Genomic DNA, 25,644 nt, shown 5'->3' with positions numbered 1-25,644 from the left:
CCCGGCCGGCGGCTCACGGGATTTCATATCCTGGACGGATCACCACATGCGTCCATGTTGTATCTATGCTGTGCGCATGCCTGTCGCGCCCTCTGCCCCAGCGAAGCCTCCGGCCAAGACCTCCCTCAAGCAGCCCCCCGCCGCCGACCGCGTCTACACCCACATCAAGGACGCCGTCCTCGACCGCCGGTACCAGGGCGGGACGCTCCTCACCGAAGGCGATCTGGCGGAAGCCGTCGGCGTCTCCCGCACCCCCGTGCGCGAGGCACTGCTGCGGCTGGAGGTCGAAGGGCTCATCAAGCTCTACCCGAAGAAGGGCGCCCTCGTCCTCGCCGTCTCCGCGCAGGAGATCGCGGACGTGGTGGAGACCCGGCTGCTGGTCGAGGAGTTCGCCGCCCGCAAGGCGGTACCCGCGTCGCCCCAGCTGATCCGCCGGCTTGAGGACCTGCTCGAGGAGCAGCGCCAGAAGTCCGAGGCCGGCGACCTCGCCGCCGTCGCCGTGAGCGACCGCTGCTTCCACGCCGAGATCGTGCGGAACGCGGGCAACGAGATCCTCTCGCGCCTCTACGACCAGCTGCGCGACCGGCAGCTGCGGATGGGCGTCGCCGTCCTGGAAGCACACCCCGGCCGGATCGCCGCGAACATCACCGAGCACGGTGAACTCCTGGAAGCCATCAGGGCCGGAGACGCGGACGGCGCCGCGCAGGTCGTACGGCGCCACGTCAGCCGGGTCAAGGTGCTGGTCCGGGGTGAGGACCGGTGAGTTCCGGGGCCGCCCCCACCCTCTCCCTGCCCGGCGACCCACCCGGAGGCCGGCGCGCCGCCCAGGTCTGGGGCGTCGGCGTCGCCGTCTACTTCGTCGCCATCATCTTCCGTACGAGCCTGGGAGTCGCCGGACTCGACGCCGCCGACCGCTTCGACGTCAACGCCTCCGCGCTCTCCACGTTCTCCATCCTCCAACTGCTCGTCTACGCGGGCATGCAGATACCCGTCGGGCTGATGGTCGACCGGCTCGGCACCAAGAAGGTCCTCACCATCGGGGCCGTGCTGTTCACCCTCGGACAGCTCGGCTTCGCGCTCTCCCCCTCGTACGGGATGGCGCTGGCCTCCCGCGCCCTGCTCGGCTGCGGCGACGCGATGACGTTCATCAGCGTGCTGCGGCTCGGCAGTCGGTGGTTCCCGGCCCGGCGCGGGCCGATGATCGGGCAGGTCGCCGCACTGTTCGGGATGGCGGGCAACCTCGTCTCCACCCTGTTCATCGCACGCGCGCTGCACGGCTTCGGCTGGACGACCACCTTCGTCGGCAGCGCGGCGGCGGGCGTCGTCGTCCTCGTCCTGCTGCTGCTGTTCCTCAAGGACCACCCGGAGGGACACGAACCCCCGCCCGCCGAGCACGCCGGCGCCGCCTACGTACGCAAGCAGATCGCCGCCGCGTGGCGGGAACCCGGCACCCGGCTCGGCATGTGGGTGCACTTCACCACCCAGTTCCCCGCCATGGTCTTCCTGCTCCTGTGGGGCATGCCGTTCCTGGTGGAGGCACAGGGGCTGAGCCGTGGAACCGCCGGTGAACTGCTCACCCTCGTGGTGCTCTCCAACATGGCGGTGGGACTCGTCTACGGCCAGGTCATCGCCCGGCACCACGCGGCACGCACCCCACTGGCGCTCGGCACGGTCGCGCTGACGGCCACCCTGTGGGCCGCGGCGATCTTCCACCCGGGCGACCATGCGCCGATGTGGCTGCTGATCACCCTGTGCGTGGTGCTCGGCGCCTGCGGACCCGCCTCGATGATCGGCTTCGACTTCGCACGCCCCGCCAACCCCCCGGAGCGCCAGGGCACCGCATCGGGAATCGTGAACATGGGCGGCTTCATCGCCTCGATGACCACGCTCTTCGCGGTCGGTGTGCTGCTGGACGCGACCGGCGACAACTACCGGATCGCCTTCGCCTCCGTCTTCGTCCTGGAGGCACTCGGCATCACCCAGATCCTGCGGCTGCGCGCCAGGGCGGCGCTCAGGGAGCGCGATCACCACGTGGTCAGCAGGGTCGAGGCCGTGCACGTCCCCGCATGACACCCGGCGCGCCCCGGCCGGCGGCGCGCCCGTCTCGTACTCCAGGACGGGCGCCGCCGACCGGTGGGACTACGGCGTCACGGCGAAGTTGTGCAGGATCGCCGCCGCGAGATCCTGGTCGCCCTCGACCTTGATCCGGTCCGCGACGGCCGTCGCCCGCACCCTGCCGCAGGCGAGGCGGTAGTACGTCTCCCAGTCCATCGCCAGCGTCACCGCGGGACCGAGGGACGGCGCCCCGTCGATCGAGCCACGGCCCTCCGCGTCGACGCGGACGGTGCGCAGGAACTCCACCGGCCCGTGCACATCGAGCACGACCGCCGAATTGGCGGGCGCGCCCGCGTTCTTGGCGACGACCTTCGGCAGGGCGGCGAGCAGGGTGTCCCGGGCGACGAGAGCGCCGGGGGAGTCCAGGTTGCCCGGCTGACCCAGCGTCGTACGCAGGTCCTGCTCGTGCACCCAGACGTCGAAGGCGCGCATGTGCAGGGCCAGTTCCAGCGTCTGCTCAGTACCCAGCGGTGCCCGGACCATGGTTTCGGGGGCCCGCGACTCGTTGCGCAGCTGACGGGCGCGGCGGATGACGGTGTACTCCAGCTCGGAGGTCATCTCCGGCGCCGTGTGGTGCCGGCGCACGTCGACCTGCATCTCCATGTACCGGGTGAAGTCGTTCTGCACGTGGTAGAGATCGCGGGGCAGCGTGTGGATCGGGCGGGGGTCGCCGAGCTGTTCGCACTCCATGCCGATGATGTGCGACACGATGTCGCGCACCGACCAGCCGGGGCACGGCGTACGGCGATTCCACTCCCCTTCGACGAGCGGCGTCACCAGCTCGGCTATCGACTCGATGGAGTGGGTCCAGGCGTCGGCGTAGGTCTGGAGGCTGGGATGGACGGTCACGGGACCCCTCGTGCGGTTCTGCGGTGCATGGGCTGGAGAGCAGGGAGTACCGGCGTGTGGGCCGGCACTGACGGCGCTGTCTGCGGGCTACGGCTCTGCGTCTGAGGTTCGCTCGCTAAGTTACGCTGCGAGCAGGCACCCCGGCAGTGCTTTCGTGTGACGATCGTAGGCCCGTGTTGACGGCTCGAATGCCAGGACGGTGGTAGTGTGCGCGCCTCCCTCATCCAGATCGCAGTAGACCCGGACGAATCCGTCAATGCCCGCAGAGATCGCGCGGCTTCCCTGGTCGTCTCCCAGCAGGGCGCGGATCTGGTGGTTCTCCCCGAACTCTGGCCGGTGGGCGCCTTCGCGTACACCGCTTTCGAGGACGAGGCCGAACCCCTCGTGGGCCCGACGCACGAGGCGATGGCGAAGGCCGCGGCCGAGGCCGGGGTCTGGCTGCACGCCGGCTCCTTCGTGGAGCGCGCCGCGGACGGTGCCCTCTACAACACCTCGCTGGTCTTCTCGCCCGAGGGCGAGCGCGTGGCCACGTACCGCAAGATCCATCTCTTCGGCTTCGACAAGGGCGAGGCGGTGATGATGGGCTCCGGCGAGGAACTGGTCACGGCCGCCCTGCCGCAGACCACCCTGGGCCTCGCCACCTGCTACGACCTGCGCTTCCCCGAACTCTTCCGCGGACTCGTCGACGCGGGCGCCGAGACCCTGGTCGTCGCGGCCGGCTGGCCGGAACGCCGCCGCGCCCACTGGACGCTGCTGGCGCAGGCCCGCGCCGTCGAGAACCAGGCGTACGTCCTGGCCGTCGGCAGCGCCGGCACCCACGCCGGTATCCAGCAGGCCGGTCACAGCATCGTCGTGGACCCGTGGGGCGAGGTGCTGGCCGAGGCGGGCGCGGACGAGGAGATCCTGACCGTCGAGTTCGACCCGGCGCGGACCGCCACCACCCGGGAGCAGTTCCCGGCCCTGAAGGACCGGCGCCTGGGCCTCGCCCCGCCCCGCTGACCCGTCAATGGGCGCGACGCGGGACGGTCCCGGCGTTTCACGTGAAACGGACCCCGGCTGCCCCCGCGGCCGGGGCCGGCGGCACTCCTACTCCTCCTTGTCCGCGAGCACGATGACGCACATCGACACGGCGATGAGCAGCGCGGCGTCGGCGTCCTCGCGGACGACGTCGATCCCGTAGGTGTCGCGGACGGTGAGCCAGCGCCGGGAGATCTGGGCGAGCAGCTCCCCGTCGTAGTCGATGGCGAACTCACGGTCCAGAATCCGCCCGCTGACGTCGAGTTCGGTGCCGTCGACCAGGGTGACCCGGTAGTGGTTGCGCAGCAGCGACAGCCGCTTCCGCTTGACCTTGGCGAGCTCTTCGCCGTCGCGTTCGATGACCATCGTGTCGCGCAGGCTGATCAGCTTCTGCCGCAACTCGATGAGAATCCGGCCCTGCGGGTCCTTCAGCTCGAAGGTGTCCCGCAGCCGCATGGCCTTGCCGTCGACATGGAAGACCTTGCGTCCCTCGGTGTCCTCGATCCAGTAGTCGTCACCGACGGCGAACAGTCGCTCACGTACGAGAAGTCTCATGGCTGACAGGGTCCCCGAGCCCCCTCCGGAATGCGCGCAGGCCGAGGTGATGTTGACTGTCGGTATGGCTACACGTGCGCGCGTCCGGGCCCCCGAGCTGATCGGCAAGGGTGGCTGGCTCAATACAGGCGATAAGCAGTACACCCTCGCTGACCTGCGAGGGCGCATTGTGATCTTGGATTTTTGGACGTTCTGCTGTGTGAACTGTCTGCACGTCCTCGACGAGCTGCGCGAGCTGGAGGAGAAGCACCGCGACACGGTGGTCATCATCGGTGTGCACTCGCCCAAGTTCGTGCACGAGGCGGAGCACCAGGCCGTCGTCGACGCGGTCGAGCGGTACGAGGTGCATCACCCGGTCCTGGACGATCCCGAGCTCGCCACCTGGAAGCAGTACGCCGTGCGGGCCTGGCCGACGCTCGTCGTCATCGATCCCGAGGGGTACGTCGTCGCCCAGCACGCGGGTGAGGGGCACGCGCACGCCATCGAGAAGCTGGTCGAGGAGCTGGAGACCGAACACGCGGAGAAGGGCACGCTGCGGCGGGGCGATGGTCCCTATGTCGCTCCGGAGCCGGTCGCCACGCATCTGCGCTTTCCCGGGAAGGCACTCGCCCTCCCCGGCGGTGGCTTCCTGGTCTCCGACACCACCCGGCACCGGCTGGTCGAGCTGGACGAGGACGGCGAGAGTGTGCGCCGGTCCTTCGGTTCGGGTGAGCGCGGGCTGGTGGACGGCGGGCCGGACGAGGTCAGGTTCAGCGAGCCGCAGGGGCTGGCCGTCCTGCCCGACGGGCGCGTCGCCGTCGCGGACACGGTCAACCACGCGATCCGGGCCCTCGACCTGGAGACGGGGCTGACGGTCACGCTCGCCGGGACCGGCCGCCAGTGGTGGCAGGGGGCGCCGAGTCACGGTCCGGCCCGGGACGTCGACCTCTCCTCGCCGTGGGACATCGCCTGGTTCGGCGACCGTCTGTGGATCGCGATGGCGGGCGTGCACCAGCTGTGGACGTACGACCCGGAGACCCTGACCGTGCGGGTCGCCGCGGGTACGACGAACGAGGGCCTGGTCGACGGGCCCGCGGCCGAGGCGTGGTTCGCCCAGCCGTCCGGCCTCGCCACGTCCTTCGACGGGGAGCGGCTGTGGGTCGCGGACTCGGAGACCTCCGCCCTGCGGTACGTCGAGCGGGACGGTTCCGTCCGCACGGCGGTCGGCACGGGGCTCTTCGACTTCGGTCACCGTGACGGCGCCGCGGAACAGGCCCTCCTCCAGCACCCGCTGGGCGTGACCGCGCTGCCGGACGGATCGGTCGCCGTCTGCGACACGTACAACCACGCGCTGCGCCGGTACGACCCCGAGAGCGGCGAGGTCACCACGCTGGCCACGGACCTGCGGGAGCCGAGCGACGCCGTGCTGGTCGAGGGCGATCTGGTGGTCGTGGAGTCGGCCCGGCACCGGCTGACCCGGCTGCGGCTGCCCGAGGAGGCGGTACGCGTCGCGGGCGAGGCCCACCGGACCCGGCGGGCGGCCACCGAGGTCGCACCGGGAGCGCTCCGGCTCGATGTCGTCTTCCAGGCGCCGGCCGGGCAGAAGCTGGACACCCGGTACGGTCCCTCGACGCGGCTGCTGGTCTCCTCGACCCCGCCCGAACTGCTGGCGGAGGGCGCGGGTCCCGGGACCGACCTGTTCCGTGATCTGGTCCTGGCCGACGGGGTCACCGAAGGCGTGCTGCACGTCTCGGCGATGGCGGCGTCCTGCGACGACGATCCGGAGAACGAGTACCCCGCCTGTCACGTCCACCAGCAGGACTGGGGTGTGCCCCTCCGTGTGACCGCGGACGGCGTGTCCCGGCTGCCGCTGGTGCTCGCGGGCATGGACGCCTGACCTCTCCCGTACCCCGCCCAACTCCTCTGCCCCAGAGCGGAATCCTTCCCTTCGGATCCGCTCTGGGGCATTTGTCATGTGGCTGGTACGGCTCTCCCGTGGCGTGTTATATCTCGGACGCTTGTTCGAGGAGGGGCTCGGAACGCCCTCCTTCACCATGCCTTTCTGGGAGAATGTGTGACGAGTCGTCATCTGGTTGCTTCTCACTTCACCTTCAGCCGCGGCGGTGTGGCCGCCGTCGCCGCGCTCGCGCTCGCCACCGGGGCGGTGCCGCTCCTCGCCACCGAGGCCCGCGCCGACTCCGGCGGACTCACCATCACCGCGCCGGACCGCTACACACCGGTCCAGGACACCCTGTACGCGGCCGGGGACACCGGCTACCTGCACCGCCGGGCGACGGAGGACGGCTCCACCGCCCCGTACCGGTGGCGGAGTTACGACGGCACCGAGCGGACCGTGGAGGGCTTCACCGGAACACTCCCCGGCCAGCAGGGCTACTACGGGGCGGGCACCGACATCCTCCCGGTGGACTCGGGCTCGTACGACACCGTGCGGCTCCTCGACCCCGCCACCGGCGAGACCGGTGATCTCACCGTGCCGGACGGGCAGACGGTCGTCGCCTCGTTCGGCAGGACCGTGCTCACGACCTCGTACAACGAGGTGTGGCAGATCGACAAGGTGCACCTCCTCCAGGACCAGGACGGCGTGACCACGGACACCGCCGTCGACCCGCCGGAGGGGCTGGCCTTCGCCGCGTCCCCGGTGCTGGCCGGGGACGGCCGGTCGGTCCTGCTGAAGTTCACCCGCACCCACACGCTCGGCCTCCTCGACCTCACCACCGGTGCGGTCACGGCCGTCCCCACGAGCGCCCGTGACGACTCGAAGCCCCTGCAGGCCGTCCTCTCGCCCACCCACCTCGCCTGGTACCAGGAGGGCACGGGCCAGGCCCGTGTGGTCCGCCGCGACGACCCCACCGGGGCGCAGACGGCCGTGACCGTACCGGAGTCCGAGGAAGGCGCGCCCGTCATCGGGTTGGCGGGCGAGTGGCTGCTGACCTCGTACCGGCCGGAGGAGCCCACCGAGCAGAACCCGCCGCTGAAGAGGGGCGGGCCCCTGAGGGCCACCCCGTTCGACGGCGGACCGGCCCGCACCCTGCTGGACGCGGCGCAGTCCGGCCTCCAGCAGATCCCGGGCGGCGGCGCGATCGCGGTCGGCGGCGCGGACGCCGGTGACTGGGCGGTCCGCCGCGTCGAGGTCGCGGCGGACGGCACCCTGTCCCTCCGTACGCTCGACGAGGTGCCGTCCCGGTCGGCCGAGGTGCGCGGAGTGGCGCTGGCGGGCGGTCAGTTGGTGACCAAGGAGGCGGACAGCGCGCCGCGGCCGGCGTACGTGACCCGGAAGGTCACTCTGACCGGGACGCCCGCCGCGGGCCCACGGGCCCAGGTCACGACCGCTCCCTACGGGGACACCTACGGTCAGCCGCTCGGGGCCGGTGACGGCGCGGTCGTCCACGTCCGGCACGACGCGGCGACGCAGCGGGACCTGCTGGTGCGGGCGACGGCCTCCGGCGAACGCACCGAGACGGTGCTCTTCGACCGCACGACTCCGGAGACCTCGGGCCGGCTGCTGCGCGATGTCGCGGGCCGGTACGCGGTGGTCGGCGGCGGCAACGAGCGGTCGGTCGTCGACCTGGCGGCGCCCGGTGGCGGCGCGGTGATCCAGGAGGTGAACACCTCGGCCGCGGCCGTCTGGGGCGGGCAGCTCTGGACCACGGACGGGACCTGGGGGCGGATCGAGTCACGTGACCTGGTGACCTCGCAGGTCACGTCCTACTCCGTCGACGCCGCCTGCCAGATCCAGGACCTCCAGGCCGTCGGCCGCTGGGTGTACTGGGACTGCATGCCGTCCGGCGGTTCCTCCCCGGACGCGTACGACTTCGGTGTGTACGACCTGGAGACCGGCAGGAACATCGAACTGCCGGAGCGCGGAATGCTCGGCGACGGTTTCGTGGCCGGCCACGACGGGGCGGCGGGGCAACTGCGGCTCACGGACTTCCACACCGGTGCGGCCGGAACGCCCCGGGTGCTCGGTGACCTGCCCGCCGTCTCGACGTGGAAGAGCTACGACGTCGACAAGTTCGGCGGCGGCGTCGCCTGGCTCGACGCGGCGGGTACGGTCCGCGCGGTGGAGAGCGGGGTGCCCACGCAGCCGCTGACGGCGACCGGCGCCGGGGCGGACACCTCGTACGTCCGGGGGGCGGCGGACTGGGCAGCCGCGTGGCAGCTCTCGAAGCCGGCGGCCGGGGCCACGGTGGTCGTCAAGCGCAACAACAAGGTGATCCGCACGTTGGACGCGACCGCGACGGGTGCGGCGCTCTCCGCCGCCTGGGACGGCAGGGGCGCGGACGGTTCCGAGGCCGCGACGGGTACGTACTCCTGGACGCTCACCGCCCCGCCGGAGGACGGCACGGGTGCCGCGCTGGTCCGGACGGGCACGTTCACGGTGACGGACGCGGGCCGCTAGGGCCTGTCGTCCTGGGGCCTCTCGTTCGGATCACGCCGGGCTCGCGGATCCGAACGAAACCTCAGGCCCTGTCGTCGGACTGCCGTCCGCCGCGACCGGCGAGGGCCGGTCGCGGTGGCGGTGTGGGTACGGGGGCCGGGTGGCCGCGTGACGGCGGTGTGCCCGGGTGCGCGGGCGGGCCCGGTGCGGTGGATTCCACCGGACCGGGCCCGCGGGCCGTTCAGGGGGCCGGTCCGCGCCCCGTTCGGGGTGGCGGGCGCCCGCGCTCCGCTCGGGGAGCCGGCGCTCAGAACTCGTCGGCGCCGTTGCGGAGTTCGTGGGTCCAGTAGCCGGTCGCCCAGACGGCCGGGTCGACGGCGATGCCGCCCTCGCCGGGCGCGTTCACGGTGGCCATGCCGTCGCCGCCCTCCAGCCAGAGGGCGAAGGCCGACACCGGCTCGTTCTCCTCGTCGGTGCCGCCGTCGGACAGCTTCACCAGGGCGTAGGCCGGGGCGCCGGCCTCCAGCACGACGGGGGCGGCCGGCTTGCTCTTGGCGACGGCGGGCACGTCCTCCTTGTGGCTCTCCAGGAACTGGATCTTCGGGAAGCCCTTGATCGTGCAGCTGTGGCCGGAGGTGTTCTTCGCGGTCAGGACGAGGTGCGTGTAGGGCGGGCCGTCCTGGCGGGCGGCGCTGATGGCGACGTCCTCGGTGGTGCAGGCCGGCGCGGACGCGGCGGCATCGCCGCCGGTGCTGTCCGCGGTGCCGGAGCCGTTGCCCGTGGTCTTGGCCGCGGTGGTGTCCTTCGAGGTGTCCTTGGTGGCGCCGGCGTCCTGCGAGGAGCCCGCGGCGGCCGGTGCGGAGCTGTTGTCCGCCGGGCCTGCGGACTGCGTGCCGGTGCCCTCCCCACCGCAGGCGGTGAGGGCGAGGGCGAGCGCGGCCGTGGTCGCGGCGGCGAGCAGGGCGGAGCGGTGACGGGACGTACGCATGAGAGTTCCCCCGGGGCGGGTGGTGTGGAGTCCGGCGTGTCCGGTGATCCGGCCCGACGGTCCTGCGGCTGAGTGGAGCCAGGGCCCGGAGCGGCTCCGCGTGCTGCGGGTGCAACGCCCCTGACCTGCTGACATTCATGAGTCTGCCGCCCGGCGGTGACGTTTCGCTGTTGTGCCGCTAACGTCCCGCCGACGTCTGCCGCTGTCCGCCGGTGCGCTCCGCGCGCCCGCGGTCCGGGAGAGGGTGGATCACCCGTCGTCGGAGAGCCGGCGTACCGCCTGCTCGTACCGCCTGCCGTGGTCCGGGTCGGCGGTGACCTGCCACAGCGCGCCGAGGGCCCGTACCGCGCCCTCGCTGAATCCGGTGTCCTCGGCCTCCCGGGCGGCCCGGTCCAGCAGCCGGATGCCGTCGCTCTTCGCGCCCAGCGCCAGATGCGCCTCGCCGCACACGGTCGTGAGCAGCACCCGGCGGGCCGCCTCCTCGTGTTCGGGGCCGAGGTCGAGGGCGGTGCGGGCGGCGTCGAGGGCCTCCTGCGGCCGGTCGGCGGCGAGCTGCATCCGGGCGAGGTGTTGCAGGGCGAGCATCTTGGTGTGGGCGTCCTGCTCGGCGCGGGCGAGCTCGATGGCACGCTCGCAGCCCTCCAACGCCTCGTCGAGTGCGCCCTGTTCGGCCTGGACGATGGCCAGGTTGATCAGTGCGGTCGCCTCGCCGAGCGGGTCGCCGGCCCGCCGGGCGAGGTCCGGGGAGCGTTCCAGGAGGGCGAGGGCCTCGGCGGTGCGGCCCTCCTCGGTCAGGACCCAGCCCAGCAGCGTGGTCACCCGTGACTCGGCGTACGGATCGCCCAGGGCGCGTGCGGCGTCGAGGGCCGTCTCCAGCATCGGGGTCCAGTTGTCCCGTACCCGCCAGACCACTTGGGGCCACTGGAGCAGGGTGATCCGCCAGGACCGGTCGTCGAGTCCGGCGGTGCGGGCCGCGGCGGTCGCCAGGGTCAGGTTCTCGCGCTCGGTGGCCAGCCAGTGCATCGCCTCGGCCCGGTCGGTGAAGTCCCGTACGGCGGTGGGCCGGTGGAAGCCGTCCGGCAGGACGAAGCAGGACTCGCCGCCGGGTTCGGCCGTGTCGGCGGCGGCGAGCGCGGTGGCGATGTAGTGGTCGAGGACCCGGACGAGGGCTTCGTGCGCCGATTCCGGGTCCAGGCCGCGGGCGTACAGGCGTACGAGGTCGTGGAGGATCCAGTGGCCGGGAGCCGTCTCGGTGACGAGGTGGGCGGCGGCGAGGCGTTCCAGCGCGGTCGTCGCGGTGACCGGGTCGCTGCCGGCGAGTGCGGCGGCGGTGTACGGGTCGAAGTGGCCGCCGGGGTGGTGGCCGAGGCGGGCGAACTGGTGGACGGCTTCGGGCGGCAGTTGATGGACGGTCAGCCGCAGTGCGGCGGAGACGCCGGTGTCCTCCCCTTCGAGGTAGGTCAGCCGGTGCTGCTCGTCGGCCAGTTCCGCGGCCGTGCCGGCGAGGGTGCGCTGCGGGCGGCCCGCGAGGCGGGCCGCGGTCACCCGCAGGGCGAGGGGGAGGCCGCCGCACAGCTCGGCGAGGCGGCGGGCGGCCACCGGTTCGGCGAGTACCCGTTCCTCGCCGAGTACGCCGGCCAGCAGGGCCACACCGTCCTGGGGGCCGAGGGTGTCGAGCGCGACGGGCCGGGCGGCGTCCGAGGCGATGATGCCTTCGAGCCGGTGGCGACTGGTGACGACGGTGACGCAGTCGGTGCCGCCGGGCAGCAGTGGCCTGAGCTGGGCGGAGTCGCGGGCGTTGTCGAGTACGACGAGCAGGCTGCGCCGGGCGGTCATGGACCGGAAGAGTGCGGCGGCGGCCTGGACGGTTTCGGGAACCCGGCGCGGTGCGACGCCGAGTGCGAGCAGGAACTCGCGCAGGATCTCCAGGGGTGAGGGGTCCCCGGTGTCGCTGAATCCGCGCAGGTCGGCGAAGAGCCGTCCGTCCGGGAAGGCGGCCACGTTGCGGTGCGCCCACTGGAGGGCGAGTGCGGTCTTGCCCACGCCCGTCGGGCCGGTGACCAGGCAGATGGGGGCTTCGCCCGCCGCGGCCCGGGAGAGCGAGGCCAGTTCGGGCAGGCGTCCGTGGAAGCCGCGGGGTGCGCGGGGCAGCAGGTCGGCGGCGTGGGGGTCGACGCCGGTGTGCGGCGGGGCGAGGGCGCGTGCGGGGGCGAGGGGGGCCGGCACGTCGACGGTGAGGGCCACCGGTGCCGTGCCGGGGCCTTCGTCGGGCTGCTGGCCGGTCCCGGGGTCGCCCCGCAGGATCAGGGCGTACGCGTCGGCGAGTTCCCGCCCGGGGTCGACGCCGAGTTCGTCGGCGAGCAGCCGCCGGGTGCGGTGGAACCAGTCCAGGGCCTCCGACTGGCGGCCCGACCGGTACAGGGCCGTCATCAGTGCCGCCGCCAGCGACTCCCGCATGGGGTGGGCGACGGCCTCGGCCCGGAGCACCGCGGCGGCCCGGTTGTGCTCCCCCAGCCGGGCGTACGCGCCGGCCAGTTGCTCGACGGTGGCCAGCCGTGACTCCTCCAGCGAGTGAGCGGCGGCCTGGAGCGGAGGTCCGGCGAACACGCCGGTGAGCGGGGGGCCCTGCCACAGTGCCAGCGCCTCCTTGAGCATCAGCACGGTGTCGGTGGCGCTGCGCTGTTCCCGCGCCAGCATGAGCAGTTCCTCGAACCGCTGCGAGTCGAGCAGGGACTCCGGCACCCGCAGCAGGTAGGCGTCGCCGAGTGTGGTCAGCTCCACCTCGTACGCCTCGGCGTCGGCCCCGATCAGGAGGGCGCGCAGCCGGGACACGTGTCCCTGGATGACGGTGCGGGCGTGCAGCGGCGGTTCGTCGTCCCACAGGGCGTCCGTCAGCTGGGCTATGGACACCGGGGTGTTGGCGCGCAGGAGCAGGGCTGCGAGCAGGCTGCGGCGTTTGGCGGGCCCGAGCGGGAGGGGGCCGGAGAGGGTGTCGACGGAGACGGTGCCGAGCAGCCGGAACTCCACGAGTGCCTCTCCTTGCGGGACGGACGCACCCGGTGACCAGGGCACGCGTACCCCTAAGAATATCGGGGTCCGCCGTGCCCGGATGCCAGGTCGTCCCGGGCGTGACCGCCCGTCCCGCACCCGGTCACGGGTAGCGGCGCTCGTCCTCCGAGACGACGGTGGTGGGGGGTACGACCATGCGGCGGCGGCGCGCGATGCTCGCGTAGGCGAAGACCCCGATGAGGCCGACGATCATCATGATCCAGCCGACCAGGCTGACGTTGACGGTGTCCATTTTCCAGTCGGTGGCGAAGGCGAGTACCGCCCCGGCGCCGATGAGGATGATGCACCCTCCGAGTCCCATGAGTTCCGCCTCCTCGATGGCCCGGAGGATCCGGGCCGGTGTACGGATCGCGTACCCGGCCGGGCAACGACCATGCCCCGTGCGGCAGTCGGGACCCTTCGTCAGCCGATCTCCTTCTGCGACGGCACGACGACCCCGTAGAGATCGGCGATGGTGGCGAGGGCGCCGGAGTGGACCTGGCGGGCGTCCAGTTCGGTGCCGAGGACCGGCAGTGCGCGGGTGGCACTGGCGTCGGCCACGACGGTGGGCCGGTTGCCCCGCAGGAAGGCGCCCTGGGCGGTGAACGCCACGCACATGTGCGTCATGAACCCGGCGATGACCAGGTCGTTCCTGCCCGCGGCGTCGACGTGTCGGTCCAGGTCGGTGCCGACGAAGGCGTTCGGGGCCTGCTTGACGACGACGGGCTCGCCGTCGGCCGGGGCGACGCTCGGGTGGATCCGGCCGATCTCGGCCCGGATGTCGTACGGGGTGCCTTCGCCACCGTCGTTGATGACGTGGATGACCTTCGCGCCCTCCCGGCGGGCCCGTGCCAGCAGGTGGGCGGCGGCGTCGAGGGCGGCCTGCCAGCCGTCCAGTTCCATCACGCCGGTGGTGTAGGTGTTCTGGTAGTCGATGAGGACCAGGGTCGAGTCGGCGAGCTTCGGAGGGGTGTCGTCGAAGCCGTTGAGCCTGCGCAGGGTCGTCCGGGGCATGGGTGGGTACCACCTGTCGGTTTCGTGGCGGGGAGGCGGCCCACCGGTGCGGCGGGCTGCCCTGACGACGCTATGACCCACCCCGGAGTGTCGGCAATGTCATCTAGCATGCAGATACCGACATCGAGTGCGCCGACCCCGGGGGCCCTGTGAGCACCGTCGAACGACTGGTCGTCATCGTCGTCTTCGGAGGCGTCGACCTGCTGGACGTCACCGGACCGCCCGAGGTGTTCTCCCTCGCGCGGCGCGAGACGGACGAAGCGGCGGGCTACGAGGTGGTCCTCGCCGCCGAGACCATGGACCCGGTCACCACGGCCGCCGGGGTCCGCATCCTCCCCGACGTCACCTTCGACGCACTGTCCACGAGGAGCATCGACACCCTCGTGGTGCCCGGCGCGGTGGAGGTCGACGGCGGTGGCCGCGTGCACCCGCTCGTCGACCCCGCGGTGGTGAGCCGGGTGCGACAGCTCGCCGGGCGGACGCGACGGGTCACCTCCGTCTGCGTCGGGGCGCACCTCCTCGCCGCCGCCGGACTCCTCGACGGCAGGCGTGCCACCACCCACTGGTCGACCGCGCAGCAGCTCGCCGCCGACCATCCGGAGGTCGAGGTCGACGCCGACCCGATCTTCGTCCGCGAAGGGGACGTGTGGACCGGCGCGGGGATCAGTGCCTGCCTCGACCTGTCGCTCGCCCTCGTCGCCGACGACCTCGGCGAGGCCGTCGCGCTGCGGGTCGCCCGGCAGCTCGTGATGTACCTCAAGCGGCCCGGCGGGCAGAGCCAGTTCAGCGTTCCGCTGGAACAGGTCTCCACGACCCGGCGCATCGAGGATCTCCGCCACCACGTCCTGCGCAACATCGGCGAACCGCTCACCGTGGCGGACCTCGCCGCGTACGCCCACATCAGCGACCGGCAGCTCACCCGGATCTTCAAGAACGAGCTCGGCACGACCCCGCACGCCTACATCGAGTCGGTCCGTGTGGAGAGGGCGCGCATCCAGCTCGAAACCACCGACGCCACGCTCGAACGTACGGCGTCCGCCTGCGGGTTCGGCACCGTCGACACCCTCGTCAGGGCCTTCCGCCGAAGGCTCGACACCACCCCGACCGAGTACCGGCGCCGGTTCAGGACCGGCCCGGCATGACTCGGTCCGGTTCCGGGTCCGACTCCGGTTCCGTATCCGAGCGTGCGCTCGCCTCCGTGACGAAAGAGAAACGTGGCGCTACCTAGCGGTAACAAGCCACGGCGTGCCAGATTCCGTATGCCACCGGCCGGCGGCTGTCCCCGCTTCTCTGCACCGACGCAGGAGAACAACAGCCATGCTCTCATCCCCCCACCGCGCCGTTCGCGGGTTTCTCGCTCTCTCCCTCGCCGCCGCGGCACTGACGGCCGCCGGCGCCTCCCCCGCCGTCGCGAGCCCCGGCTCAGGGCCCACCGCTGTCGTGACGATGGGCGACAGCTACATCTCCGGCGAGGCCGGCCGCTGGCAGGGCAACAGCCTTACGAACAGCGGGAGCCGCGACGGGACCGACCGGGCATGGACGGGGAGCGGTTACGACCCGAGCCGCGTCTACGGCACCACGGCGGCGAACGGCTGTCACCGCTCGGACTCCGCCGAGGTCAACGGCGCAGCCGGTGCGGTGGGGGCGTTGATCAACATCGCCTGCTCGGGCGCCACGACCCAGAACGTCTTCCGGGCGGCGAACGGCGGCCGTTCCTACAAGGGCGAGGCTCCGCAGGCCGACCAGCTCGCCGGCATCGCGGCAGCCAACGACGTGAAGCTGATCGTCCTGTCCGTCGGCGGCAACGACCTGGGCTTCGCGGACATCATCAGGACCTGCGCGACCGACTACATCGTCTGGTACTCGTACTGCCACGACGACCAGCAGACCGCCGTCGACTCGAAGATCAACACGGTCATGGCGGACGTGGGCAAGTCCGTCGACGAGGTCCGCGCGGTCATGTCCGGGGCCGGATACGCCGCGGCGGACTACCGGATCGTCCTCCAGTCGTATCCCTCCCCCATCCCGCGCGCCGCCGAGAACCGCTACGCGGAGAGCGGCTGGAGCCGTGTGAACACGGGCGGCTGCCCTTTCTGGAACAAGGACTCCGACTGGGCGCGCGACTCCCTCGTGCCCCAGGTCGCGAGCCGCCTCAAGGGCGTCGCCAGTGCCAAGGGTGTGCAGTTCATGGACCTGAGGGACATGCTCCAGGGCCGTGAGGTGTGTGCGAGGACCAGCAAGCTGGTCAGCTCGACCGTGCCCGCTTCGGCCACGACCAGCGAGTGGGCTCGCTGGATCGACAACAACGAGACCCAGGGGCTGGTGCAGGAGTCCGTACACCCCAGCTACTACGGGCAGTTGGCGCTCGGCCGCTGCCTCACGCTGATCCATGCCCGGCCGAGCGGCAACTACAGCTGCCGCAACACCGCGGGGGCGGGCGCCTCCGGCATGTATCTGACCACGGTCTCGTAGGGACTGGGTGCCCCTGTCCGATGGCATGACCTTCGCCTTCGGACAGGGGTACCAGCGCTTGTCAGCCAGCCAGGAACGCCGCGAGCGCGTTCGCCAGCAGATACGGGTCGTCGGCGCCGCACAGCTCACGGGCGCTGTGCATCGACAGGATCGCGACGCCGACGTCGACGGTCTGGATGCCGTGGCGGGCCGCAGTGATCGGGCCGATCGTCGTGCCGCACGGCATCGCGTTGTTGGAGACGAACGTCTGCCACGGCACGCCGGCCTTCTCGCACGCCGCCGCGAACACGGCCCGGCCGCTGCCGTCGGTCGCGTACCGCATATTGACGTTGACCTTGAGGATCGGTCCGCCGTTGGCGACCGGGTGGTGCGTCGGGTCGTGGCGCTCCGCGTAGTTCGGGTGCACCGCGTGCCCGGTGTCGGAGGAGAGACAGACGGTGCCGGCGAAGGCCCGGGCACGGTCTTCGAGGCTGCCTCCGCGGGCGAAGACGGAGCGCTCCAGGACCGTGCCGAGCAGCGGGCCGTCGGCGCCGGTGTCGGACTGCGAGCCGTTCTCCTCGTGGTCGAAGGCGGCGAGCACGGGGATGTACGGGATCTCGGCGTCCGGCAGCCCGGCGACGGCGGCGAGCGCGGCGGTCGCGGCGTGCACGGAAAGCAGGTTGTCCATCCGGGGGCCGGCCAGCAGCTCCTCGTCCCGGCCCAGGTAGGAGGGCGGTTCGATGGCGTGCGGCATCAGGTCCCAGCCGGTCACGTCCTCGGCGTCGACGCCCGCCTCCTCGGCGACGAACCGGATCAGGTCGCCCTCCTCGACGTCCCCGAGCCCCCAGATCGGCTGCATGTGCTTCTGCCGGTCGAGCTTGAGACCGTCCGTGTTGGCCGAGCGGTCCAGGTGGACGGCCAGCTGCGGTACGCGCAGCAGGGCCCGGTCGATGTTGACCAGCCGGTGCGTGCCGTCCCGCAGGGAGAGCCGGCCGGCGAGGCCCAGGTCCCGGTCGAGCCAGGTGTTGAGGAGCGTCCCGCCGTAGATCTCGACGGCGACCTGGCGCCAGCCGTACGAACCGGTGTCGGGCAGCGGCTTGACGCGCAGGTTCGGCGAGTCGGTGTGCGCCCCGGCGATCCGGAACGGGGTGTGCGCCTCGGCGCCCTCCGGTACGTACCAGGCGATGATCGCCCCGCCCCGCAGCACGTACTTCCCGCCGGTGGAGGCGTCCCAGGCAGCGGTCTCCTCGACCTGCCGGAAACCGGCCTTCTCCAGGCGCGCGGCGGCGGAGGCCACCGCGTGGTACGGGGAGGGGCTGGCCATCAGGAATGCCATCAGGTCGTCGGTGTGCCCGCGGTCGAAGCGGAGGGGAGAACTCATGTTCTTCACTGTAACGACGGTCGGCCCGGACGATTCACGGTTGCCCCGCGGTGGCACATGCCGGTCGTGCGGAGCGTGGTGTTACGCCCGGTTCCTGCCCGTGCGAGCGGGCCGGTCAGAGCGTCGCGGACGGCTTGTCGCCGTTCTGGGCCTGCTGCGCGCGCTCGGAGAACAGCGCCGCGAGGTCCTCGGTGAGCTCCTGGTCGGGTGCTTCCTCGCTCAGGGCGTCCGACCCGAGCCAGAGCACGGCGGTGCCGACCCGTATCTGACCCGTGACGCTGAGGCCCGCGCCGTACTGCGTCCCGAGTCGTGCGTCGCGCTCCGCGCCGACCTGCCCGAGGTCGGCCTTCTTCGGTCCTGTCGTACGCGAGGTGTTCTTCCACAGGGTGTCGTACGCGGCCTCGGCGGCCTTCTCGTCCTTGTACGCGATCATCCAGAACCGGGCCCCGGCCTTCTCCTTCTCGTTCCTGAAGGAGACCGTCCCCATGAACAGGGATTCCTCGCACCCCTTGTTGCCCTTGTTCGCGCAGAGGTTGCTCCGCATGAGGTCGTTCATAGGCGAGGTGGCAGCCTTCTCGGAGCGCTTCCAGCCCGGCATCGCGTCCTGGTCCGGAAGCACCGAGGCGACCTGCGCCTCGTCCAGCGCCGCCGCCTTGTCGTCCGAACCACCGCAGCCCGCGAGCAGCAGCAGCGCTGCCCCCGCCGCCACGCCTCGGGCCGTCCGGTGCAGGGCAGTTGTCCGCGCGGAACTCACGATCGCATCTCCTTCTCGGGCCGGATGCCGATCATAGAGAAGGCCCGCCCCGGTGCGGGGCGGGCCTTCTCACTCACTGTCCTTCGGCGGGACGCGGACCGGGTTTCCTAGAACGCGGCCTCGTCCAGCTCCATGAGCGAGTTGTCGACGGACTCCGCGAGCGCGCGCTCGGCGCCGACGCCCGGCAGGATGTTCGCGGCGAAGAACTTCGCGGCGGCGATCTTGCCCTGGTAGAAGGCGACGTCCTTCGCGGAGGCGGTCGGCAGCTTCTCGGCGGCCACGGCCGCGCCCTTGAGCAGCAGGTATCCGACGACGACATCGCCGGACGCCATCAGCAGGCGGGTGGTGTTGAGGCCCACCTTGTAGATGTTCTTGACGTCCTCGCCGGTCGCGGTGAGGTCGGTGATCATCGTGCCGACGATCGCCTCAAGGTCCACGGCCGCCTTGGCGAGGGAGTCCACCGAGGCGCTGAGCTCCTCGTTGCCGTGGTTCTCGGCGAGGAACTTCTTGATCTCCTCGGAGAGCGTGTTCAGCGAGGCGCCCTGGTCGCGGACGATCTTCCGGAAGAAGAAGTCCTGGCCCTGGATGGCCGTCGTGCCCTCGTACAGGGTGTCGATCTTGGCGTCACGGATGTACTGCTCGACCGGGTACTCCTGGAGGTAACCGGAGCCACCGAAGGTCTGGAGCGACTGCGCCAGCTGCTCGTACGACTTCTCGGAGCCGTAGCCCTTCACGATCGGGAGCAGCAGGTCGTTGAGGCCGTGCAGCGCCTTCGCGTCCTCGCCCGCGTCCTCCTTCTCCTGGATCGCGTCCTGGACGGAGGCGGTGTACAGCACGAGGGAGCGCATGCCCTCGGCGTACGCCTTCTGTGTCATGAGCGAGCGGCGCACGTCGGGGTGGTGCGTGATGGTGACCTTGGGGGCCGTCTTGTCCATGAACTGCGACAGGTCGGTGCCCTGGACGCGCTCCTTGGCGTACTCCAGCGCGTTCAGGTAGCCCGTCGACAGGGTCGCGATGGCCTTCGTGCCGACCATCATGCGGGCGAACTCGATGATGCGGAACATCTGGCGGATGCCGTCGTGCTTGTCACCGATCAGCCAGCCCTTGGCGGGGTGCTGGTCGCCGAAGGTCATCTCGCAGGTGTTGGACGCCTTGAGGCCCATCTTGTGCTCGACGTTCGTCGCGTACACGCCGTTGCGCTCGGCCAGCTCGCCCGTCGTCCAGTCGAAGTGGAACTTCGGGACCATGAAGAGCGACAGGCCCTTGGTGCCCGGTCCCGCGCCCTCGGGGCGTGCCAGCACGTAGTGGATGATGTTCTCGGACATGTCGTGCTCGCCCGAGGTGATGAAGCGCTTCACACCCTCGATGTGCCAGGAGCCGTCCTCCTGCTCGACGGCCTTCGTGCGGCCGGCGCCGACGTCCGAACCCGCGTCGGGCTCGGTCAGCACCATCGTCGAGCCCCACTGCTTCTCGACGGCGATCTCCGCGATCTTCTTCTGCGCCTCGTTGCCCTCGTCGAAGAGGATGCCGGCGAAGGCCGGGCCGGAGGAGTACATCCACACGGCCGGGTTCGCGCCGAGCAGCAGCTCCGCGTAGCCCCAGATCAGGGAGCGCGGCGAGGTGGTGCCGCCGATCTCCTCGGGCAGGCCCAGCCGCCAGTACTCGGAGTCCATGAACGCCTGGTACGACTTCTTGAAGGTGTCCGGGACCGGCGCGGTGTTGGTCTCCGGGTCGAACACCGGCGGGTTGCGGTCGGCGTCGGCGAAGGAGTCGGCGAGCTCGTTCTCCGCGAGGCGGGTGACCTCGTCGAGGATGGTCTTCGCGGTGTCGACGTCCATCTCGGCGAACGTGCCGGTGCCGTACACCTTGTCGCGCCCGAGGACCTCGAAGAGGTTGAACTCGATGTCGCGGAGATTCGACTTGTAGTGCCCCATGGGAAGGCTCCGTAATCAATAGCAGTGGCGCGCAGCGCCCCGGGGAGGGGTGAGGGTCGGGCGACGAGCTGGCGTGGGTATATCAGCTGACCTCTACGATGATGCTACCCGTCAGTAATAAGACGCAACCCCTCAAGGGGTTGATGTGTCCGATTACTCTTTGCGGCATGTACGGCTATGACCAGACCCCGGGCGCGCAGCAGCAGATGGGCGGCGGCTACGGCGAGCAGCCGCTGTATCCCGAACCCTCGCCGCCGTCCCTGGCGGACGCGGTCCGGGCCTTCACCACGGGCTCGCTGGCCGCGGAGGACTTCCAGCAGATCTTCGCGACCTCGAAGGTCTACTGCCCGCGCGGCGACAATCCGGGCTTCCTGGCCCTGCACAACACCCAGCAGCCGGTGATTCCCATGTTCACCACGCTCAAGGAGCTGCGGCTGTACGCGGGCAAGGAGTCCAAGTACTTCGTGATCACCGGGGCCGAGGTGATCGACCTGCTGCCCACCGGCTACGGCTTCGTCCTCGACATGGAGGGCGATCACCGCATGGTCTTCGACGCCAAGGCCGTGGAGCAGATGGTCGACTTCGCGATGCGCCGCATGTACGGCTGACGTGCGGCCGTCCCGACGGGCCTGTACCCCTGGGGTACGGGCCCTTTCTGCTGCCCGGGCACGGGCGGGAATGCATCCCCCCTTGCAGGATGTTCACCATTCAACTAAATTGAAATCAGGACAATCCCGGAGGTGGCTTCCCATGCCCGCAGTGACCGTCGAAAACCCGCTGAGCCTGCCCAAGGTCGCGGCTGCGGGTGACGCCGTGGCACGTCCCGTGCTGGCCGTCACCACCGCGCCCACCGGTTTCGAGGGGGAGGGCTTCCCGGTGCGCCGCGCGTTCGCGGGCATCAACTACAAGCACCTCGACCCGTTCATCATGATGGACCAGATGGGTGAGGTGGAGTACGCGGCCGGTGAGCCGAAGGGGACTCCCTGGCACCCGCACCGCGGCTTCGAGACCGTCACCTATCTGATCGACGGCACCTTCGTCCACCAGGACAGCAACGGTGGCGGCGGCACCATCGAGAACGGTGACACCCAGTGGATGACAGCCGGCTCCGGGCTGCTGCACATCGAGGCCCCGCCGGAGTCCCTGGTCATGTCGGGCGGGCTCTTCCACGGCCTCCAGCTGTGGGTGAACCTCCCCAAGTCCGACAAGATGATGGCCCCCCGCTACCAGGACATCCGCGGCGGCCAGGTCCAGCTCCTCGCGTCCCCGGACGGCGGCGCGCTGCTCCGCGTCATCGCCGGTGAGCTCGACGGGCACGAGGGCCCCGGAATCACCCACACCCCGATCACGATGGTCCACGCCACCGTCCGCCCCGGCGCCGAGGTGACCCTGCCGTGGCGCGAGGACTTCAACGGACTCGCGTACGTGCTGGCCGGACGCGGCACGGTCGGTACGGAGCGCAGGCCCGTCCACAAGGGACAGACCGCCGTCTTCGGCAGCGGCTCCTCGCTGACCGTCCGCGCGGACGAGGCGCAGGACGGCAACACTCCCGACCTGGAGGTCGTCCTGCTCGGCGGCCGTCCGATCCGTGAGCCGATGGCGCACTACGGACCGTTCGTGATGAACACCCAGGCCGAACTGAAGCAGGCGTTCGAGGACTTCCAGGCCGGCCGGCTCGGCACCGTGCCCGCCGTCCACGGAATGTGACACCCCGTCCGCCCGCCGGGCCACGGGTGACGGAACGTCACCCGTACGCCCGCGCGGGCGGGCTCGCGCATCCGTGCCGTGATCGGGTGGGAGGGTGCAGACCCAGAAGCCCCTCCTGCCCGACAATGCGCGCCGTACGGCCGCCTGGTGCGTCGTCGTCCTCCTCGTCGCCGGTGTCGCCGCAGTGGTCGTCTGGCTGTCCATCGTGCTCAAGACGGCCGTCACGCCGGTCATGCTCGCGCTGCTGGGTACGGCGCTGCTCGGCCCCGTCCACCGCTGGCTGATCGCCCGCAAGGTGAGCCGTTCCGTGGCCGCCGGACTCACCTGCTGTGTGCTCGTCGCCGTGGTCGGTGGCGCCGGGTACATCGTCGTCACGGCCCTCGTCGACACCGGCGGCCAGATCGTGGACTCGCTCAAGGACGCGGGCCAGTGGATCATCGACCACTTCGGTATCGCGGACGGCGCGAACGTGGACGACCTCGCCGACAACGCCAAGAACCTCGTCGAGAAGTTCGGGGCCAGCGCAGCCGGCGGCCTGCTCAGCGGGATCAGCCTGCTCGGCTCCCTCGCCACGACCGGCATCCTGACCCTGCTGCTCACCTTCTTCTTCCTGCGCGACTCCGACCGGGCCGCGAAACTCGCCCACACCATCGCCCCGCGCGGTACGGGCGACCTGGTGGAGGCCATGGGGCGGCGGGCCTTCGAGGCCGTCGAGGGGTTCATGCGGGGCACCACGTTCATCGCGCTGATCGACGCCGTGTGCATCACGGTGGGGCTGCTGATCCTCCGCGTGCCCGGGGCGGTGGGCCTGGGGGCGCTGGTCCTCGTCGGCGCCTACATCCCGTATCTCGGCGCGGTCATCTCCGGCGCCGTCGCCGTCCTGGTCGCGCTCGTCGACCGCGGGCTCGTCATCGCCCTCTGGGCCCTGGGGATGGTGCTGGCGGTCCAGTTGCTGGAGGGCCACATCCTTCAGCCGATGATCCAGAGCCGTACGGTCCAGATGCACCCCGCCATGATCATGATCGCCCTGACCGCGGGTGCCAGCGTCGCGGGCGTCCTGGGCATGCTGCTCGCCGTACCGCTGTGCGCGGCGGTGTTCGGAGTGATCGGGGAGCTCCGGCAGGGCTACGGCCACCCGGAGCCCGAAGAGGGCCCGCCCGGCGGCTGAGCCCGCGGGTCCCGCTCAGCTCTGCTCCGTCACCCTCTCGAACAGCTCGAACCAGATCGACTTCCCCTCGCCCCGGGGGTCCACTCCCCAGGCATGGGCCAGCATCTCCATCAGGACGAGCCCCCGCCCGCTGGACGCCATCTCGCCGGGCCTCCGCTTGTGCGGCAGCTCGTCGCTGCCGTCGGCGACCTCGACGTGCAGCCTGCGTTCCCCCCGCTCCCCGCTCACCTCCGCGACCATCAGCGCGTCGCCGTCGGTGTGGACCAGCACGTTGGTGGCCATCTCGGAGAGCATCAGCACCGCCGAGTCGACCTGGTCCGGATCCGCCCAGTCGTGCAGCAGCTCGCGCAGCTGCTGGCGGGCCGCCGCGATCCGTTCGGGCTCGGCCTGGGCGATGGTCATGGCGGTGCGGCGCGGGGGCGCCTGCCGGGTCGTGGGGCCCTGACGGCGGAGCACCAGGACCGCGATGTCGTCCTCCCGCCGGTCCACCAGCGGTCCGGTCGTGTAGTGGGACGTCGGGCCGTGCACGGCCTGTACGAGGGCGTCGGCGAGCTTCTCCAGGTCGTCGGCCGGCTCCTCCAGGACCGGCCTGAGCCGTTCCCAGCCGGTGGCCATGTCGTGCCCGCCGGTCTCGATGAGCCCGTCGGTGCACAGCATGATCGTTTCCCCTGGCTCCAGGGTGACCCGGGTCGTCGGATAGTCCGAGTCCGCCTCGATGCCGAGCGGCAGCCCTCCCGCGGTCTGCCGGATCACCGCGGTGCCGTCGACGCTGATCACCACCGGATCCGGGTGGCCCGCCCTGGCGATGTCCAGGGTGCCGGTCTCCGGGTCGGCCTCCGCGTACAGGCAGGTCGCGAAGCGTGCGGCGGGCTCTTCGCCGTCCACGCCCTCGTACCCCTCGGAGAGCCCGGCCAGGAAGCGCGAGGCCCGGGAGAGCACCGCGTCGGGGCGGTGCCCCTCCGAGGCGTAGGCGCGCAGCGCGATCCGCAGCTGGCCCATGAGTCCGGCGGCCCGTACGTCATGGCCCTGGACGTCGCCGATGACGAGCGCGATACGGCCGCTGGGGAGCGGGATCATGTCGTACCAGTCGCCACCCACCTGGAGGCCGCCGCCGGTCGGGATGTAGCGCGCGGCCACCGACATCCCGGGGATGTCCGGGCCGAGCGACGGCATCATCGAGCGCTGGAGGCCGAGCGACAGCTCGCGTTCGGTCTCGGCGGCCCCGGCCCGGTCCAGCGCCTGGGCGAGCATCCGGGCGACCGTCGTCAGTACGGCGCGCTCGTCCGGCGAGAAGGACACGGGGTGCCGGAACCCGGCCATCCAGGCGCCCATCGTGTGGCCCGAGGAGACGAGCGGCAGGAAGGCCCAGGAGCGGCGCCCGAAGCGGCGGGCGAGCGGCCAGGTGGCGGAGAAGCGCCGCCGGTACTCGTCCGGCGAGGGGAGATAGATCGCCCGCCCCGTCCGTACGACCTCGGCGGCCGGGTAGTCGGTGTCCAGCGGCATGTCGGCGAACGGGTCCTCGTCGCCCACGTTGTGCCCGTGGTGCCCGATGATGGTCAGCCGCTCTCCCGCCACGCCGAAGACGGCCAGCCCGTCCGGGGAAAAGCCGGGCATGGAGAGGGACGCGGCGACCCGCAGGACCTCCTCGGTGGACCGGGCCTCGGCCAGTGCCCGGCCCGCGTCCAGCAGGAACGCCTCGCGGGAGCGGCGCCAGTCCCCGGTGATGGCGGTGTGCTCGGCGGTGGAGTCCGGCTGCGGCTCGGCGACCTCCTGGAGCGTTCCCGTCAGCACATAGCCCTCGGTACCTCCCCCGGGGCGCATGACCGGCTTCGAGCGGCTGCGGACGATGCGGAGCACGTAGCCCCGCTCGTCCACGATCCGCAGCCGGGCCTCGGCCAGGGTGCCCTCGGCGACCGCGAGGTTCACGACCCCGTAGATCTCGTTCCAGTCGACCGGGTGGAAGCGGGAGCGCACCACGTTCTCCCGGAAGACGCCGGGCTCGGCGGGAAGGCCGAGGAGCCGGGCGGCCTCCGCGTCGAGCGTGACCGTTCCGGCTTCGTTGTCCCAGCGCCACAGACCGGTCGCGATCGCGGCCAGGATTTCCTCGGTGCGCATTGCCCCACTTTATGAAGATGTGAGCACCGAACGCCACCGAGGGAGGCGGGGGCGCCGCCCGCCCCGTGCGCCGCCCCGGTCCCGCGCCCGATGTGTCCCGGAAGATCGGATAACGACAATGACAATGCTGCGGTACGGATGCGGGCGGTAGCCTGGGGAAGCTGAATCCA

Annotated in this window: 20 protein-coding genes; 10 read left to right on the top strand and 10 right to left on the bottom strand. The window is 71.3% G+C overall.

The window, feature by feature from the left end:
* The first annotated feature begins 76 nt into the window (after positions 1 to 76).
* Positions 77 to 763, top strand: coding sequence for a GntR family transcriptional regulator (locus OG230_RS17565; RefSeq protein WP_328911180.1), 687 nt, complete (start codon positions 77 to 79; stop codon positions 761 to 763).
* Positions 760 to 2,070 (top strand): MFS transporter, encoded by a 1,311-nt coding sequence (locus tag OG230_RS17560; RefSeq protein WP_328911179.1) that lies wholly within the window; start codon positions 760 to 762, stop codon positions 2,068 to 2,070. The genes OG230_RS17565 and OG230_RS17560 overlap by 4 nt, the downstream gene beginning before the upstream one ends.
* Before the next feature lie 69 nt (positions 2,071 to 2,139).
* On the opposite strand, the gene OG230_RS17555 is transcribed toward OG230_RS17560, so the two are convergent.
* On the bottom strand, positions 2,140 to 2,964 hold the full coding sequence (locus OG230_RS17555; RefSeq protein ID WP_328911178.1) for a maleylpyruvate isomerase family mycothiol-dependent enzyme: 825 nt from the start codon (positions 2,962 to 2,964) through the stop codon (positions 2,140 to 2,142).
* Positions 2,965 to 3,171: 207 nt separating this feature from the next.
* Between OG230_RS17555 and OG230_RS17550 the strand changes: the two genes are divergently transcribed.
* On the top strand, positions 3,172 to 3,963 hold the full coding sequence (locus OG230_RS17550; protein ID WP_328911177.1) for a carbon-nitrogen family hydrolase: 792 nt from the start codon (positions 3,172 to 3,174) through the stop codon (positions 3,961 to 3,963).
* 87 nt (positions 3,964 to 4,050) lie between these two features.
* Here the strand turns inward: OG230_RS17550 and OG230_RS17545 are convergent, their stop codons facing one another.
* Positions 4,051 to 4,536 (bottom strand): LURP-one-related/scramblase family protein, encoded by a 486-nt coding sequence (locus OG230_RS17545; protein WP_328911176.1) that lies wholly within the window; start codon positions 4,534 to 4,536, stop codon positions 4,051 to 4,053.
* Positions 4,537 to 4,600: 64 nt separating this feature from the next.
* Between OG230_RS17545 and OG230_RS17540 the strand changes: the two genes are divergently transcribed.
* Together OG230_RS17540 and OG230_RS17535 are read left to right on the top strand one after the other, a co-directional pair.
* Positions 4,601 to 6,412: an NHL domain-containing thioredoxin family protein gene (locus tag OG230_RS17540; protein ID WP_328911175.1), complete on the top strand. Its 1,812-nt coding sequence runs from the start codon at positions 4,601 to 4,603 to the stop codon at positions 6,410 to 6,412.
* A 177-nt stretch (positions 6,413 to 6,589) separates the two neighbouring features.
* Positions 6,590 to 8,935, top strand: a complete 2,346-nt coding sequence (locus tag OG230_RS17535) for a FlgD immunoglobulin-like domain containing protein (RefSeq protein WP_328911174.1) — start codon at positions 6,590 to 6,592, stop codon at positions 8,933 to 8,935.
* Positions 8,936 to 9,221: 286 nt separating this feature from the next.
* On the opposite strand, the gene OG230_RS17530 is transcribed toward OG230_RS17535, so the two are convergent.
* The 4 genes from OG230_RS17530 to OG230_RS17515 form a co-directional block, all read right to left on the bottom strand.
* Entirely contained in the window at positions 9,222 to 9,902 is a 681-nt protein-coding gene (locus OG230_RS17530; protein ID WP_328911173.1) for a DUF4232 domain-containing protein, read from the bottom strand.
* A 249-nt stretch (positions 9,903 to 10,151) separates the two neighbouring features.
* On the bottom strand, positions 10,152 to 12,929 hold the full coding sequence (locus tag OG230_RS17525) for an AfsR/SARP family transcriptional regulator (RefSeq protein ID WP_328911172.1): 2,778 nt from the start codon (positions 12,927 to 12,929) through the stop codon (positions 10,152 to 10,154).
* A 124-nt stretch (positions 12,930 to 13,053) separates the two neighbouring features.
* Entirely contained in the window at positions 13,054 to 13,272 is a 219-nt protein-coding gene (locus OG230_RS17520) for a DUF6458 family protein (RefSeq protein ID WP_328911171.1), read from the bottom strand.
* A gap of 101 nt (positions 13,273 to 13,373) precedes the next feature.
* Positions 13,374 to 13,964 carry an isochorismatase family protein gene (locus OG230_RS17515; RefSeq protein ID WP_328911170.1) on the bottom strand — a complete coding sequence of 197 codons (591 nt, stop codon included), beginning with the start codon at positions 13,962 to 13,964 and terminating at the stop codon, positions 13,374 to 13,376.
* A gap of 149 nt (positions 13,965 to 14,113) precedes the next feature.
* On the opposite strand from OG230_RS17515, the gene OG230_RS17510 reads away from it, so the two are divergent.
* A complete protein-coding gene (locus tag OG230_RS17510) occupies positions 14,114 to 15,106 on the top strand; it encodes a GlxA family transcriptional regulator (RefSeq protein WP_328911169.1) in 993 nt (330 codons plus the stop codon).
* Positions 15,107 to 15,281: 175 nt separating this feature from the next.
* Complete coding sequence (locus OG230_RS17505; protein ID WP_328911168.1) at positions 15,282 to 16,436, top strand: hypothetical protein; 1,155 nt, start codon at positions 15,282 to 15,284, stop codon at positions 16,434 to 16,436.
* A 61-nt stretch (positions 16,437 to 16,497) separates the two neighbouring features.
* Here the strand turns inward: OG230_RS17505 and OG230_RS17500 are convergent, their stop codons facing one another.
* The 3 genes from OG230_RS17500 to OG230_RS17490 all read right to left on the bottom strand — a co-directional run bounded on the left by OG230_RS17500 (position 16,498) and on the right by OG230_RS17490 (position 20,484).
* Positions 16,498 to 17,796, bottom strand: coding sequence for a M18 family aminopeptidase (locus OG230_RS17500; protein ID WP_328911167.1), 1,299 nt, complete (start codon positions 17,794 to 17,796; stop codon positions 16,498 to 16,500).
* A gap of 115 nt (positions 17,797 to 17,911) precedes the next feature.
* Entirely contained in the window at positions 17,912 to 18,550 is a 639-nt protein-coding gene (locus tag OG230_RS17495) for a hypothetical protein (protein WP_328911166.1), read from the bottom strand.
* A 107-nt stretch (positions 18,551 to 18,657) separates the two neighbouring features.
* A complete protein-coding gene (locus OG230_RS17490) occupies positions 18,658 to 20,484 on the bottom strand; it encodes an acyl-CoA dehydrogenase (protein ID WP_328911165.1) in 1,827 nt (608 codons plus the stop codon).
* A gap of 167 nt (positions 20,485 to 20,651) precedes the next feature.
* Between OG230_RS17490 and OG230_RS17485 the strand changes: the two genes are divergently transcribed.
* The 3 genes from OG230_RS17485 to OG230_RS17475 all read left to right on the top strand — a co-directional run bounded on the left by OG230_RS17485 (position 20,652) and on the right by OG230_RS17475 (position 23,359).
* On the top strand, positions 20,652 to 21,092 hold the full coding sequence (locus OG230_RS17485; RefSeq protein WP_328911164.1) for an SseB family protein: 441 nt from the start codon (positions 20,652 to 20,654) through the stop codon (positions 21,090 to 21,092).
* Positions 21,093 to 21,234: 142 nt separating this feature from the next.
* Positions 21,235 to 22,191 (top strand): pirin family protein, encoded by a 957-nt coding sequence (locus tag OG230_RS17480; protein ID WP_328911163.1) that lies wholly within the window; start codon positions 21,235 to 21,237, stop codon positions 22,189 to 22,191.
* 94 nt (positions 22,192 to 22,285) lie between these two features.
* On the top strand, positions 22,286 to 23,359 hold the full coding sequence (locus tag OG230_RS17475; RefSeq protein ID WP_328911162.1) for an AI-2E family transporter: 1,074 nt from the start codon (positions 22,286 to 22,288) through the stop codon (positions 23,357 to 23,359).
* Between the two features lie 15 nt (positions 23,360 to 23,374).
* Here OG230_RS17475 and OG230_RS17470 read toward each other — a convergent pair whose 3' ends face one another.
* Positions 23,375 to 25,474, bottom strand: coding sequence for an ATP-binding SpoIIE family protein phosphatase (locus tag OG230_RS17470; RefSeq protein WP_328911161.1), 2,100 nt, complete (start codon positions 25,472 to 25,474; stop codon positions 23,375 to 23,377).
* Positions 25,475 to 25,644: the final 170 nt, after the last annotated feature.

Origin of the sequence: Streptomyces sp. NBC_00234 (genome assembly GCF_036195325.1) — a bacterium.
Classification (GTDB): domain Bacteria; phylum Actinomycetota; class Actinomycetes; order Streptomycetales; family Streptomycetaceae; genus Streptomyces.
The sequence above is the reverse complement of the archived record's forward strand: the minus strand, read 5'-3'. Positions and strand labels throughout refer to the sequence as shown.

Bases quoted from the DNA above. Each gene is read 5' to 3' on its own strand.
- OG230_RS17515 (WP_328911170.1), bottom strand. From the start codon at position 13,964: ATGCCCCGGACGACCCTGCGCAGGCTCAACGGCTTCGACGACACCCCT.
- OG230_RS17480 (WP_328911163.1), top strand. From the start codon at position 21,235: ATGCCCGCAGTGACCGTCGAAAACCCGCTGAGCCTGCCCAAGGTCGCG.
- OG230_RS17520 (WP_328911171.1), bottom strand. From the start codon at position 13,272: ATGGGACTCGGAGGGTGCATCATCCTCATCGGCGCCGGGGCGGTACTC.
- OG230_RS17490 (WP_328911165.1), bottom strand. From the start codon at position 20,484: ATGGGGCACTACAAGTCGAATCTCCGCGACATCGAGTTCAACCTCTTC.
- OG230_RS17530 (WP_328911173.1), bottom strand. From the start codon at position 9,902: ATGCGTACGTCCCGTCACCGCTCCGCCCTGCTCGCCGCCGCGACCACG.
- OG230_RS17470 (WP_328911161.1), bottom strand. From the start codon at position 25,474: ATGCGCACCGAGGAAATCCTGGCCGCGATCGCGACCGGTCTGTGGCGC.
- OG230_RS17505 (WP_328911168.1), top strand. From the start codon at position 15,282: ATGCTCTCATCCCCCCACCGCGCCGTTCGCGGGTTTCTCGCTCTCTCC.
- OG230_RS17565 (WP_328911180.1), top strand. From the start codon at position 77: ATGCCTGTCGCGCCCTCTGCCCCAGCGAAGCCTCCGGCCAAGACCTCC.
- OG230_RS17545 (WP_328911176.1), bottom strand. From the start codon at position 4,536: ATGAGACTTCTCGTACGTGAGCGACTGTTCGCCGTCGGTGACGACTAC.
- OG230_RS17540 (WP_328911175.1), top strand. From the start codon at position 4,601: ATGGCTACACGTGCGCGCGTCCGGGCCCCCGAGCTGATCGGCAAGGGT.
- OG230_RS17485 (WP_328911164.1), top strand. From the start codon at position 20,652: ATGTACGGCTATGACCAGACCCCGGGCGCGCAGCAGCAGATGGGCGGC.
- OG230_RS17500 (WP_328911167.1), bottom strand. From the start codon at position 17,796: ATGAGTTCTCCCCTCCGCTTCGACCGCGGGCACACCGACGACCTGATG.